Genomic DNA, 12498 nt, shown 5'->3' with positions numbered 1-12498 from the left:
ACCACCGACCCCACACCGGCATCCACGGCCAAACACCCGCCAGCCGCGTCACCAACCTCACCGAACAACACACCTAGCGCACCGGGTGGCCCGAGGTGCGGAGGGCCGTCTTGACGTCCGGGATGCGCAGGTCGCCGAAGTGGAACACCGACGCGGCCAGGACCGCGTCCGCGCCCGCGTCGACGGCCGGGGCGAAGTCCGCGAGCTTGCCGGCGCCGCCGCTGGCGATGACCGGCACCGAGACGTGGCGGCGCACGGCCGTGATCATCTCGGTGTCGTAGCCGTTGCGGGTGCCGTCGGCGTCCATGGAGTTGAGCAGGATCTCGCCGGCGCCCAGCTCCGCCGCCCGGTGCGCCCACTCCACGGCGTCGATGCCGGTGCCGCGCCGGCCGCCGTGCGTCGTCACCTCGAACGATCCCGAGGCCGTGCGGCGCGCGTCGACCGACAGCACCAGGACCTGGCGGCCGAAGCGCTCGGCGATCTCGCGGATCAGGTCGGGCCGCTCGATCGCGGCGGTGTTGACGCCGACCTTGTCGGCACCGGCGCGCAGCAGCTTGTCGACGTCGTCGGCGGTGCGCACGCCGCCGCCGACGGTCAGCGGGATGAAGACCTGCTCGGCCGTGCGGCGGACCACGTCGTAGGTGGTCTCGCGGTTGCCGGAGGAGGCGGTGATGTCGAGGAAGGTCAGCTCGTCGGCGCCCTCCCGGCCGTAGACGGCGGCCATCTCGACGGGGTCGCCCGCATCACGCAGGTTCTGGAAATTGACGCCCTTGACGACGCGGCCGTTGTCCACGTCCAGGCAGGGGATGACTCGGACGGCGAGGGTCACGCCGGATCTCCTTGGAAGGCTTCTACTTCTACTTCCACCAGGACGCGCGAGTCGACGAACCCGGAGACCACGACGAGGGTCGCGACCGGCCGGACGGTGTCGAAGAGCTCCTTGTGGGCGCGGCCGACCGCGTCCACGTCCCGCGCGTGGGTGATGTACATCCGGGTGCGGACGACCGACTCGGGGCCGAGACCGAAGCGCTTCAGCGCGTCCAGGGCGTTGCCGAAGGCGGCCAGCGTCTGCTCGTAGGGATCGCCTTCGCCGTGCAGCACGCCGCCCACCAGCGGCATGGTCCCGGCGACGAGCACCCGGTCCCCCACCGCCACGGCACGTGCGAAGCCGATCGACTCCTCCCAGGAGCTGTCTGTCTGCACGCGCCGCGGGGCGGGGGATTCGGTCATACGGACACTGCCTCCAGGGCCTCTTCCAAGGTGAACGCCTTGGCGTAGAGGGCCTTGCCGACGATGGCGCCTTCGACCCCCTGAGGTACCAGGGTGGCAAGCGCACGCAGATCGTCAAGGGAGGAGACGCCGCCGGAGGCGACGACCGGCCGGTCCGTGGCCGCACAGACGTTCTTCAGCAGCTCCAGGTTGGGGCCCTGGAGGGTGCCGTCCTTGGCGATGTCGGTGACGACGTAGCGGGCGCAGCCCTCGGAGTCGAGGCGGGCGAGGGTCTCGTAGAGGTCGCCGCCGTCGCGGGTCCAGCCGCGGCCGCGCAGGGTGGTGCCGCGGACGTCCAGGCCGACGGCGATGCGGTCGCCGTGCTCGGCGATGACCTTGGCGACCCACTCGGGGGTCTCCAGGGCGGCGGTGCCGAGGTTGACGCGGGTGCAGCCGGTGGCGAGGGCCGCGGCGAGGGTGGCGTCGTCGCGGATGCCGCCGGACAGCTCGACCTTGATGTCCATGGAGCGGGCGACCTCGGCGACCTGTGCCCGGTTGTCGCCGGTGCCGAAGGCGGCGTCGAGGTCGACCAGATGCAGCCACTCGGCGCCCGCGCGCTGCCAGGCGAGGGCCGCGGAGAGGGGGTCGCCGTACGAGGTCTCGGACCCGGACTCGCCGTGGACGAGGCGGACGGCCTGGCCGTCGCGGACGTCGACGGCGGGGAGGAGTTCGAGCTTCGGCTGATCGGTCATCACAGGGTCTCGATCCAGTTGGTCAGCAGCTGGGCGCCGGCGTCGCCGGACTTCTCGGGGTGGAACTGGGTGGCCCACAGGGGGCCGTTCTCCACGGCGGCGACGAACGGCTCGCCGTGCGTGGCCCACGTGACCTTGGGCGCACGGATGTTGGCGTTGGTGACCTCCAGGCTCCACTCGCGCACCGCGTAGGAGTGCACGAAGTAGTACCGGGTGTCGGCGTCGAGGCCGGCGAAGAGCTGCGAGCCCTCGGCCGGGGTGACGGTGTTCCAGCCCATGTGGGGGACGACGGGGGCCTTGAGCGGCTCGACGACGCCGGGCCACTCGTCGAGGCCCTCGGTCTCCACGCCGTGCTCGATGCCGCGCTCGAAGAGGATCTGCATGCCGACGCAGATGCCCATGACCGGGCGGCCGCCGGAGAGCCGGCGCCCGATGATCCAGTCGCCGCGGGCGGCGCGCAGGCCCTCCATGCAGGCGGCGAACGCGCCGACGCCGGGGACGAGGAGCCCGTCGGCGTTCATGGCGGTGTCGAAGTCGCGGGTGATCTCCACGTCCGCGCCGACGTGGGCCAGGGCCCGCTCGGCGGAGCGGACGTTGCCGAAGCCGTAGTCGAAGACGACGACCTTCTTGGCGGCCTTCGCGGGGGTGCTCATGACCACAGCCCTTCGATGCGCAGCACACCGGCGCTCAGGCACATGGCCGCGCCGATGCCCAGCAGGACGATCAGGCCCTTGGGCATGCCCTGCTTGAAGAACGAGATGATGCCGCCGATCAGGAACAGGCCGACGACGATGAGGACGGTCGACAGGCCGTTCACAGGGCACCCTTCGTGGAAGGCAGGATTCCGGCCGCGCGCACGTCGCGCTCGCAGGCGTAGCGCAGGGCGCGGGCGAGGGCCTTGAACTGGCACTCCACGATGTGGTGGGCGTTGCGCCCGTACGGGACGTGGACGTGCAGGGCGATCTGGGCCTGGGCGACGAAGGACTCCAGGATGTGCCGGGTCATCGTCGTGTCGTACGTGCCGATCATCGGCGCCATGTTCTCGGGCTCGCTGTGCACGAGGTACGGGCGGCCGGAGAGGTCGACGGTGACCTGGGCGAGGGACTCGTCCAGGGGCACGGTGCAGTTGCCGAAGCGGTAGATGCCCACCTTGTCGCCGAGGGCCTGCCGGAAGGCGGCACCGAGCGCGAGGGCGGTGTCCTCGATGGTGTGGTGGGTGTCGATGTGCAGGTCGCCGTCGGTCTTGACCGTGAGGTCGAAGAGGCCGTGGCGGCCGAGCTGGTCGAGCATGTGGTCGTAGAAGCCGACCCCGGTCGACACGTCGACCTGCCCGGTGCCGTCGAGGTCTATCTCGACCAGGACGGAGGTCTCCTTCGTGGTGCGCTCGACGCGCCCAACGCGGCTCATGAGTTGTTCTCCTTGCGAATGGCGCGGACCGCGTCCAGGAACGCGTCGTTCTCCTCCGGCGTGCCCGCGGTCACCCGCAGCCAGCCGGGCACGCCGTTGTCCCGTACCAGGACACCCCGGTCGAGGATGGCCTGCCATGCGGCGTGGCTGTCGTCGAAGCGGCCGAACTGGACGAAGTTGGCGTCCGAGTCGGTCACCTCGCAGCCCGTCGCGCGCAGCTCGGTGACGAGGCGGTCGCGCTCGGCCTTGAGCTGTTCGACGTAGCCGAGCAGCGTGTCGGTGTGCTCCAGCGCGGCCAGGGCGGTGGCCTGGGTGACGGCCGAGAGGTGGTACGGCAGGCGGACCAGCTGCACGGCGTCGACCACGGCGGGGTGCGCGGCGAGGTAGCCCAGGCGCAGCCCGGCGGCGCCGAACGCCTTGGACATGGTCCGCGAGACGACCAGGTTCGGGCGGCCCTCGATGAGCGGCAGCAGCGAGGGGCGGTGGCTGAACTCGCCGTACGCCTCGTCGACGACCACCAGCGACGGCTTGGCCGCCTGCGCGGCCTCGTACAGCCGCAGGACCGTCTCCTCGCCGACCGCGGTGCCCGTGGGGTTGTTGGGCGAGCAGACGAAGACGACGTCGGGCCGCTGCTCGGCGATGGCGCGCTCGGCGGCCTCGACGTCGATGGTGAAGTCGTCGCGGCGCGGGCCGGAGATCCAGCCGGTGCCGGTGCTGCGCGAGATGAGGGAGTGCATCGAGTACGAGGGCTCGAAGCCGATGGCGGTGCGGCCGGGGCCGCCGAAGGTCTGCAGCAGCTGCTGGATGACCTCGTTGGAGCCGTTGGCCGCCCAGACGTTCGCCCGGGTGACCTCGTACCCGGCGGTGCGGGTGAGGTACGCGGCGAGCTCGGTGCGCAGCTCGGTCGCGTCCCGGTCGGGGTAGCGGTTGAGGTGCCGGGCGGCCTCGGCGACGCGCTCGGCGATGCGGGCGACCAGGGGCTCGGGCAGGGGGTAGGGGTTCTCGTTGGTGTTCAGGCGTACGGGCACGTCGAGCTGGGGGGCGCCGTACGGGGTCTTGCCGCGCAGTTCGTCCCGGATGGGGAGGTCGTCGATACCGGTCACGTACTCGGCACCGTCCACGCGAAGCGGGCCTTCACCGCCGCGCCGTGCGCGGGCAGGTCCTCCGCCTCGGCGAGCGTGACGACGTGCCCGGCGACCTCGGCGAGCGCCTCGCGGGTGTAGTCCACGACGTGGATGCCGCGCAGGAAGGACTGCACGGACAGGCCGGAGGAGTGGCAGGCGCAGCCGCCGGTGGGCAGCACGTGGTTGGATCCCGCGGCGTAGTCGCCGAGGGAGACCGGTGCGTACGGGCCGACGAAGACCGCGCCGGCGTTGCGCACGCGGGCGGCGACGGCGGCCGCGTCGGCGGTCTGGATCTCCAGGTGCTCCGCGGCGTAGGCGTTGACGACCTCCAGGCCCTGCTCGATGCCGTCGACCAGCACGATGCCGGACTGGCGGCCGCCGAGGGCGGGGAGGATGCGGTCCTCGACGTGCTTGGTGGCGGCCACCTGGGACTTGAGCTCGCGCTCGACCGCGTCGGCGAGCTCCTCGGAGTCGGTGACGAGCACCGAGGCGGCCAGCGGGTCGTGCTCGGCCTGGCTGATCAGGTCGGCGGCGACGTGGACGGGGTCGGCGGTGCGGTCGGCGAGGACGGCGATCTCGGTCGGGCCGGCCTCGGCGTCGATGCCGATGCGGCCCTTGAGCAGCCGCTTGGCGGCGGCGACCCAGATGTTGCCGGGGCCGGTGACCATGGTGGCCGGGCGGCACTCCTCGGTGCCGTAGGCGAACATGGCGACGGCCTGGGCGCCGCCGACGGCGTAGACCTCGTCGACGCCCAGCAGTGCGCAGGCGGCCAGGATCGTGGGGTGCGGCAGGCCGTCGAAGCCGGCCTGGGGCGGGGAGGCGACGGCCATGGAGGCGACGCCGGCCTCCTGGGCGGGCACCACGTTCATCACGACGGACGAGGGGTAGACCGAGCGGCCGCCCGGTACGTACAGGCCGACGCGCTCGACGGGCACCCAGCGCTCGGTGACCGTGCCGCCGGGCACGACCTGGACGGTGTGGTCGGTGCGGCGCTGCTCGCGGTGGACGAGGCGGGCGCGGCGGATGGACTCCTCCAGCGCGGCGCGCACGGCCGGGTCGAGCTCCTCCAGGGCGCGGGTGATCGCCTCGGCGGGCACCCGGACGCGGTCGATGCGCACGCCGTCGAAGCGCTCCGCGTACTCGATCAGGGCCGCTGTGCCGCGATGATGCACGTCGTCGCAGATGGGCCGTACCTTCTCCAGGGCGGCCGCGACGTCGAGCTCGGCACGGGGCAGCAGGTCGCGGTCGATGCCCCCGGCAGGGAAGGCAGCACCGCGCAGATCGATTCGGGAGATCACGCGGTCAATTGTCTCAGACCCGTCGCGTCGCACGGCTCCCTGTACCACCCACTGATACGCGTCCGAACGAGTTGATCTTTATCTGACCGAGGACTGACAATCTGCCTCACCGCGGGTGTTCAACCGGTCACCCGGCGGGAAAGGGGCTCGTACGGCCGTACGAGAGGGGGCGCCCCGGGCGACGGCCGCGGGCAGGAAGGGGAGATTCGTGACCGATCCGGCCGACGGCGAGCCGCCCGCGGGACTGGAGCTCACCGCCGCCGAGCGGCAGATGTGGCAGGCGTTCCGCACCGGCAGCACCCTCGACCTGCGCAGTTCCACGCCCGGCCGCAACGACCCGGCCGGCCCGCAGACCTGGGGCCCCGAGCGCAGCGTGCGGGCCCGCACCGTCGCCCTCCTGCTGCTGCACGGACCGGCGGCCCGCCCCGGGCGTGTCGCCGCGCTCAAGCTCAACGGCGTGCGGATCACCGGCACCCTCGACCTGTCCGGCGGGGCCGTCGTGCCCTACGTCGAGCTGCACAACTGCCGCTTCGACGAGCAGCTGCTCGTGCCCGAGTGCAGCTTCACCACCCTGCGCCTGGTCGGCTGCGCGATCCCCCGCCTGGAGGGCGCGCGCATCCGCACCGAGGGCGACCTGCACCTGCCGCGCTGCGTCGTCCAGCACGGCATACGGCTGACCGACGCGCACATCGGCACGGACCTGCTGCTCAACCAGCTGGTGGTGCGCCGCGACCGGCGCGGTCTGTCCATAGCCGCCGACGGGATGACGGTCGGGCAGGACCTGCAGGCCGAGATGATGCGCTCGCACGGCGAGCTGAGCATGCGCGGCGCCACCGTCGGCGCCTCCCTGAGCCTGCGCGGCTCCACGCTCAACAACCCCTACGGCCGGCGCGCCCTCAACGCCCCGCAGCTGACGGTGGAGCGCACCCTCTACCTCACCGCGGCCGGCATCGGCAGCGGCCGCTACGCGGGCGGCGCCACTCCCCCGTACGGCATCGTCCTCACCGCGCCCGAGCACGGCACCCGGCTGCGGCGCTTCGAGTGCCTGGGCGGGGCCCGGCTGGACGACGGGCGGTTCGGGGACGCGGTCGACCTCAGCCAGGCCCGGTTCGTGATGGAGGCCGACCAGGAGCTGTCGCTGCGCCGCGTCCAGACGCCCGAGCTGCGCTTCCTGGGCGAGAAGCAGCAGCGCGGCCGGGTGGTGCTGTCGGGGGCGCAGGTGACCAACCTGATCGACCGCTACGACAGCTGGCCGGGCCCGGGCGGGCTGGTGATGGCCGGCTTCTCCTACGAGCGCCTCGTACCGCTCGGCCACTTCCCGCTCGCCCGCCGCCTGGACTGGGTGGCGGCGGCCACCCCCGAATACGCCCCGGAGCCCTACGAGCGGCTGGCCGGCGCCCTGCGCGCCAGCGGCGAGGACGCCGACGCGCGGGCGGTGCTGCTGGCCAAGCAGCGCCGCCGGCGCGAGACGCTGCCGCCGGCCGGGAGGGCGTGGGGCTACCTGCAGGACTGGACGGTGGCCTACGGCTACCGGCCGGGCCGGGCCGCGGTGTGGATGGCGGTGCTGTGGGCGCTGGGGGCGCTGTACTTCTCCTACCGCCCGGTGCCGCCGCTCAAGGACGGCGAGGGCCCGGCGTGGAACGCCGCCCTGTACACCCTCGACCTGTTGCTGCCGGTCATCGACCTGGGCCAGGGCACCGCCTGGCGGCCGGCGGGCGGCCAGCAGTGGGCGGTGGCGGCGCTCACCCTGCTCGGCTGGATCCTCGCCACCACGGTCGCGGCGGGTGCCTCCCGGCTGCTGCGCCGGCAGTGAAACCCCGGGCGGCTCCGGCAGGCGGCCTATTAGGCTTACCGGCCGTGACCATCGCGCGCCTTCCCCTCTTCCCGCTGAACTCGGTGCTGTTCCCGGGGCTCGTGCTCCCGCTCGGCGTCTTCGAGCAGCGGTACCGCGCGTTGATGCGCGACCTGTCGAAGCTGCCCGAGGACGAGCCGCGCCGCTTCGGGGTCGTCGCCATCCGCGACGGTCACGAGGTGGCGCCCAGCGCACCGGGCCTGCCCGACGAGTCGCGCCCGGAGCCCGGGCCGGCCTCCGGCTTCGGGCCCGACCCGCTGAAGTCCTTCCACACCGTCGGCTGCACGGCCGAGGCGGCCACCATCCGCGAGCGCCCGGACGGCACGTACGAGGTGCTCGCGACCGGCACGACCCGCTTCCGGCTGCTGTCCGTCGACGCCTCGGGCCCGTACCTGACCGGCGAGGTGGAGACGGTCGAGGAGCAGCAGGGCGAGGGGGCGGGGGCCCTCGCCTCCGGCGTCGTACGGGCCTTCCGCGCCTACCAGAAGCGGCTGGCCGGGGCGAACGAGGCGTCGCTGGCGCGGCGGGCGGAGCTGCCCGGCGAGCCCCAGGTGCTGTCCTACCTCGTGGCGGCCGCGGCGGTGCTGGACACCCCGGTCAAGCAGCGGCTGCTCCAGGCGCCCGACACCGCGACCCGGCTGGCGGAGGAGCTGAAACTGCTGCGCGCCGAGACGGCGGTGATCAGTAAGCTCCCCTCGCTGCCGGCCGTCGAGCTCACCCGGCGGCCCACCAGCCCCAACTGAGCCGGAGGAAACACGGCCTTGGCCAAGCAGTCGAAGAAGCAGCAGCGGAAGCAGCAGGCGACGGGGGCGACGCCCGCGATCGTCGCCCTGGAGAAGGCCGGCACCGCCTTCTCGGTGCACGCCTACGAGCACGACCCGGCGGCCGCCTCGTACGGCGAGGAGGCCGCCGAGGCGCTGGGCGTCGATGCGGGCAGGGTCTTCAAGACGCTGGTGGCCGACGTGGACGGCACGCTGACCGTGGCCGTCGTGCCGGTCGCGGGCTCGCTCGACCTCAAGGCCCTGGCGGCGGCCGTGGGCGGCAAGCGGGCGGCGATGGCCGACCCGGCGGCCGCCGAGCGCACGACGGGGTACGTCCGCGGCGGGATCTCCCCGCTGGGGCAGCGCAAGCGCCTGCCGACCGCCCTGGACGCCTCCGCGCACTCCCACGCGACGATCTGCGTCTCGGCCGGGCGGCGCGGGCTGGAGGTCGAGCTCTCCCCCGGCGACCTGGCACTCCTCACGGGCGCGGTGGTGGCGCCCATCGCGCGCGGTCTGGACTGACGCCCGTCCTTTCGCTACGACGAAGGGGCGGGCCGCCGTGCGTGCGTCCCGCCCAGGGAGGGGACGCCCATGTCGAAGCGCACCCGCAAGCGCCGCTGGCGCCTGAAGAAGGGCCGCGCCAACCACGGCCGGAGGCCCGCGTAGGCACTGACTCCTCCCCGGCCCGCCCGGCCGCTCCGTCAGGCGACGGGGCGGGGCGGGGAGAAGGCGTCGAGGGGCTCGGGGTCGCGCGGGCCGAACAGCGCCGTCAGTCCCAGGTGCACGGCCATCGCCGCCAGCGGCCACGCCAGCAGCATGCCCTTGGCCGCGAGCTTGAGCGGCGCGTCGAAGACCACGCCCTTGCCCACCGCCTTGGCGTGGGCGACGACGTCGGCGGTCGGCCCGAGCCACACGCCCAGCCGCCAGCCGATCAGCGAGGCCAGCAGCGAACCGACGGCCAGGGCGACGACGAGCGGAATGCCGCCGGCCCGCCGGAAGAGGAAGACCACGGCCGCACCGACCGCGCCGAACGCCAGGCCCAGCAGCGCGAACCAGCCGTCCGCGCCGATGGCCTGCTCGCCCTCGGTGTTCCTGAGGTAGACGGCCTTGCCGTCGGAGATCAGCGGCACCCGCGGCGCCAGCCACACCCACAGCAGCCCCAGCAGCACGCCGCACACCACCACGGCGGCGAACACGACCGCGGCGTCCCGCAGCTCGGCGCGCAGCTCCTCGGCACGGGCGGCGGCCGCCTGCGCGTCCCGCTCCGCGGAGGGTTCCTGCCCCTCGGCCGGCTGCGGCTCCGGCGGCCCGGAGGGGGCGGAACCGGAGGAGCCGGCGGAGGCGGCGGAAGCAGAGGGGTCGTCCTGCGGTGTCAGCGGTGCGGTCACCCTGCCATCGTGCCAGGTGGACGCGGACGCCCGATCCCCAGGAGGGTCACTGCGGCGCGTCACCGCACGGCCGCACGGCGGTAGGCCCAGGTGGCCACGGCCAGCGACACCACGCCGACGGCCGCGCACACGCCCAGGTCGGCCGCCACCAGCAGCCAGTCGGGGTGCGCGTCGAAGCTCCGGGCCAGCGCCTCCACGCCGTAGGTGGACGGCAGCAGGTCGCGCGCCCATGCGATGGGCTCGGGCATGCGGGCGGCCGGCAGCACGCCCAGCAGCAGCGCCGCCGACATGCCCAGCTGGCCGCAGAGGGTCGCCAGCTCCTGGCGGGGCGCCAGCAGGCCCAGGGCGGCCCCGAGCCCGGCGAGCGCCGCACCGGACAGCGGAACCACCGCGGCCAGCACCCACAGGTGCACCAGCGGCAGCTTGAACAGCAGGCTGCCCGCGACGGCGGTCACGACCGTGCCGGGCGCGGTGAAGGAGGCGTACGCGCCCGCCGCCCCCAGCACGACGGCCGCGGGGGGCACCGGCAGCGTGGCGTAGTGGTCGAGGCCGCCGCTGGCCCGCAGCTGGCCGAAGTACTGGGCGAGGAGGTTGAGCGCGACGAACGCCACGACCAGCACGCTGGAGCCCGCCACGACGGCCCGGGCCTCGTCCCCGCCGTCGACGACCCCGCGCATCAGGATCATGATGCCGACGGACTGGAAGGTCGCCACGAACAGCAGCGGGATCCGTGCCACGCGGGCACGCGAGAGCTGCGCCCGGTAGACGGCGGACAGGGCGGGCAGCAGCCGCGCCCGGGGGGCGAGCGGGGCGGCACCGTCACCGTCGGTGGCCTGCCGGTCCCCGCGCCGGGGACGGACCTTTCCGGGCGCCGCCTCGGCGGACACAGCACTCACGCGGCACAGCTCCTGTTCGGTACGGCCTTCGCGCGGCCCTGCGGTACGTCGTCGCGCCTCACGCCTTGACCAGCCCCTGGGCACGGCCGCCGCCCAGCGCCAGGTAGACGTCCTCCAGGCTCGGCGTGGCGAGCGTGAAGTCGTCGAGCGCGGCGAAGGCGGGGCCGCCGGTCACGGCGGCGACGGCGGCGCGCGCCTCGGCGGGCGCGAGCCGCAGCGACCACCGGCGGCCGGTCTCGTGCGCGACGTCGCGCAGCGCGGCGACCTCGGGCACGTCGAGCGGCGGCTCGTCGCGCCAGACGAGGTCGACGCGCACCTCGTCGCCGACGAGCTCCTTGAGGCCGGCGGGCGTGTCGCAGGCGATGATCCGGCCGCGTTCGAGGACCGCGACCCGGTCCAGCACGGTCTCGGCCTCGATGACGTTGTGGGTGACCAGCAGCACCGTGGTGCCGTGCTCGGCGCGCCGCCGGTCCACGGCGGCCCACACGGCCCGGCGGGCCACGGGGTCCATGCCGGTGGTCGGCTCGTCCAGGACGAGCAGGGGGCGCTCGCCGACCAGGGCGGCGGCGAAGCAGGCCAGGCGGCGCTGGCCGCCGGAGAGCTTCTTCAGCGGGCGGCCGGCGATCGCGGTGAGCCCGAGTTCGTCGAGGACGGCGTCGCGCTCGGCGCGGGCGGTGCGCAGGTCGAGGCCGCGCAGCCGGCCGGTGGTCTCGGCGGCGAGGGCCACGGTCAGCTCGTCCAGCGCGCTCGACTCCTGGCCGAGGTAGCCGATGAGGCGGGCGGCCCGCTCGGGATGGCGCACGATGTCGTGGCCGAGGAGTGCGACGCTGCCCTCGTCGGGGCGCAGCAGGCCGGTGAGCTGGCGCACGAGCGTCGTCTTGCCGGCGCCGTTGGGGCCCAGCAGGCCGAAGATCTCGCCGCGCCGCACGTCGAGGTCGATGCCGTCGCTGGCCCGCACGGCGTCCGCGCCGGGCGCACCGCGCCGTCCGCGCGCGGGCGGGTAGGTCTTGACGAGCCCGCGCACGGCACACACCGTGGCGCCCGCGGCACGCTCCGCCTGTTTCCCGACCGTTCTCACGAGCTATGAGGGTACGCGCCCGGGCGCCTGCGGCTTGCTCCGGGGGCACGCTTGCGGCGGTTCGGCGCCGCCGGTCGCCCTCGGGGAGCCCGGCGGTGTGCGCCCGTGCGCGTCAGTCCCCCGCCGGGGCGTGTTCCGCTGCGGTGCGGGCGTCGATCTCGCGCCAGAAGCCGGCCCGGATCGCGTAGCGGTCGTGTTCGTCGATCTGGTCGTCCTTGTGGGCGAGGAGGCCGAAGCGGGCGGCGTAGCGCAGGAGCTCGCCGTCGATGCGGTGCGGGATGCGGGGGTACTCGGTGGACAGGTGCTGGAGGTGGATGGAGTCGGTGAGGCGTTCGGTCCAGCGGCGGGCGAAGACCTGGCCGACCTCGAAGGGGTCGCCGCCGACGGTGGTGATGTCCTCCTCGCGGTCCGCCCAGCGCTGCTCGGCGCTGGTGAGCTGAGCGAGCATGGGCAGGGAGGCGGTTTCGGGAGGCTCCCCCAGGCCGTTTCCGGCGCCGCGGTCGACCCAGCCCTTGTCCGAGGACCAGCGCAGGGTCGCGCTGGGGGTCGTGACGGGCCCGGTCGTCGCGGACTGCGCCGCGGCGGGCTGGGGGCTCTGGCCGACGGGCCCGCGGCCCAGCCCGGCGAGGTCCTTGGGGGTGGGCACGCCCCGCCCGGCGGGGGCGTCGCCGCCCCGCTCGGCGCCCGGGCAGGGGGCGGCGGCCGCGGGGCGGGTGCCGTTGCGCTCGGCGGC

At 74.2% G+C, this 12498-nt stretch carries 15 protein-coding genes and 1 pseudogene; 4 read left to right on the top strand and 12 right to left on the bottom strand.

The window, feature by feature from the left end; genetic code table 11:
• Positions 1-73 precede the first annotated feature (73 nt).
• Genes hisF through hisD form a run of 8 tightly spaced genes read right to left on the bottom strand, consistent with a single transcriptional unit; the run spans position 74 to position 5790 of the window.
• A complete protein-coding gene (gene hisF, locus IE182_RS31170; RefSeq protein ID WP_190113355.1) occupies positions 74-829 on the bottom strand; it encodes an imidazole glycerol phosphate synthase subunit HisF in 756 nt (251 codons plus the stop codon).
• Positions 826-1230 (bottom strand): RidA family protein, encoded by a 405-nt coding sequence (locus IE182_RS31165; protein ID WP_190113354.1) that lies wholly within the window; start codon positions 1228-1230, stop codon positions 826-828. Before IE182_RS31165 ends, hisF begins: the two co-directional genes overlap by 4 nt.
• Positions 1227-1961, bottom strand: a complete 735-nt coding sequence (gene priA, locus IE182_RS31160) for a bifunctional 1-(5-phosphoribosyl)-5-((5-phosphoribosylamino)methylideneamino)imidazole-4-carboxamide isomerase/phosphoribosylanthranilate isomerase PriA (protein ID WP_190113353.1) — start codon at positions 1959-1961, stop codon at positions 1227-1229. The genes IE182_RS31165 and priA overlap by 4 nt, the downstream gene beginning before the upstream one ends.
• Positions 1961-2614, bottom strand: a complete 654-nt coding sequence (hisH, locus tag IE182_RS31155; protein WP_190113352.1) for an imidazole glycerol phosphate synthase subunit HisH — start codon at positions 2612-2614, stop codon at positions 1961-1963. The genes priA and hisH overlap by 1 nt, the downstream gene beginning before the upstream one ends.
• Positions 2611-2778 carry a CG2302 family histidine operon protein gene (locus IE182_RS31150; RefSeq protein ID WP_190113351.1) on the bottom strand — a complete coding sequence of 56 codons (168 nt, stop codon included), beginning with the start codon at positions 2776-2778 and terminating at the stop codon, positions 2611-2613. Before IE182_RS31150 ends, hisH begins: the two co-directional genes overlap by 4 nt.
• Positions 2775-3368 (bottom strand): imidazoleglycerol-phosphate dehydratase HisB, encoded by a 594-nt coding sequence (hisB, locus tag IE182_RS31145; RefSeq protein WP_190113350.1) that lies wholly within the window; start codon positions 3366-3368, stop codon positions 2775-2777. The genes IE182_RS31150 and hisB overlap by 4 nt, the downstream gene beginning before the upstream one ends.
• Positions 3365-4471 carry a histidinol-phosphate transaminase gene (locus IE182_RS31140; protein WP_190113358.1) on the bottom strand — a complete coding sequence of 369 codons (1107 nt, stop codon included), beginning with the start codon at positions 4469-4471 and terminating at the stop codon, positions 3365-3367. Before IE182_RS31140 ends, hisB begins: the two co-directional genes overlap by 4 nt.
• Positions 4468-5790, bottom strand: a complete 1323-nt coding sequence (hisD, locus tag IE182_RS31135; RefSeq protein WP_190113349.1) for a histidinol dehydrogenase — start codon at positions 5788-5790, stop codon at positions 4468-4470. The genes IE182_RS31140 and hisD overlap by 4 nt, the downstream gene beginning before the upstream one ends.
• A gap of 208 nt (positions 5791-5998) precedes the next feature.
• On the opposite strand from hisD, the gene IE182_RS31130 reads away from it, so the two are divergent.
• The 4 genes from IE182_RS31130 (at position 5999) to IE182_RS32955 (ending at position 9069) form a co-directional block, all read left to right on the top strand.
• Complete coding sequence (locus IE182_RS31130) at positions 5999-7603, top strand: oxidoreductase (RefSeq protein ID WP_190113348.1); 1605 nt, start codon at positions 5999-6001, stop codon at positions 7601-7603.
• Between the two features lie 44 nt (positions 7604-7647).
• Entirely contained in the window at positions 7648-8385 is a 738-nt protein-coding gene (locus tag IE182_RS31125) for an LON peptidase substrate-binding domain-containing protein (RefSeq protein WP_190113347.1), read from the top strand.
• Between the two features lie 18 nt (positions 8386-8403).
• On the top strand, positions 8404-8925 hold the full coding sequence (ybaK, locus tag IE182_RS31120; RefSeq protein WP_190113346.1) for a Cys-tRNA(Pro) deacylase: 522 nt from the start codon (positions 8404-8406) through the stop codon (positions 8923-8925).
• A 69-nt stretch (positions 8926-8994) separates the two neighbouring features.
• A complete protein-coding gene (locus IE182_RS32955; RefSeq protein ID WP_466319588.1) occupies positions 8995-9069 on the top strand; it encodes a 50S ribosomal protein bL37 in 75 nt (24 codons plus the stop codon).
• A gap of 35 nt (positions 9070-9104) precedes the next feature.
• On the opposite strand, the gene IE182_RS31115 is transcribed toward IE182_RS32955, so the two are convergent.
• The 4 genes and pseudogenes from IE182_RS31115 to IE182_RS31100 all read right to left on the bottom strand — a co-directional run.
• Positions 9105-9791 (bottom strand): hypothetical protein, encoded by a 687-nt coding sequence (locus tag IE182_RS31115; RefSeq protein WP_229845286.1) that lies wholly within the window; start codon positions 9789-9791, stop codon positions 9105-9107.
• Positions 9792-9850: 59 nt separating this feature from the next.
• Positions 9851-10687 carry an ABC transporter permease gene (locus IE182_RS31110; RefSeq protein WP_190113345.1) on the bottom strand — a complete coding sequence of 279 codons (837 nt, stop codon included), beginning with the start codon at positions 10685-10687 and terminating at the stop codon, positions 9851-9853.
• A 58-nt stretch (positions 10688-10745) separates the two neighbouring features.
• A complete protein-coding gene (locus IE182_RS31105; RefSeq protein ID WP_190113356.1) occupies positions 10746-11720 on the bottom strand; it encodes an ABC transporter ATP-binding protein in 975 nt (324 codons plus the stop codon).
• A 157-nt stretch (positions 11721-11877) separates the two neighbouring features.
• A pseudogene (locus tag IE182_RS31100) lies at positions 11878-12498 on the bottom strand (NYN domain-containing protein); the annotation flags it as partial.

This window comes from Streptomyces cinnamoneus, assembly GCF_014650495.1.
Taxonomy (GTDB): domain Bacteria; phylum Actinomycetota; class Actinomycetes; order Streptomycetales; family Streptomycetaceae; genus Streptomyces; species Streptomyces cinnamoneus.
Note: the sequence above shows the minus strand (reverse complement) of the source record. Positions and strands in the feature narration are given on the sequence as shown.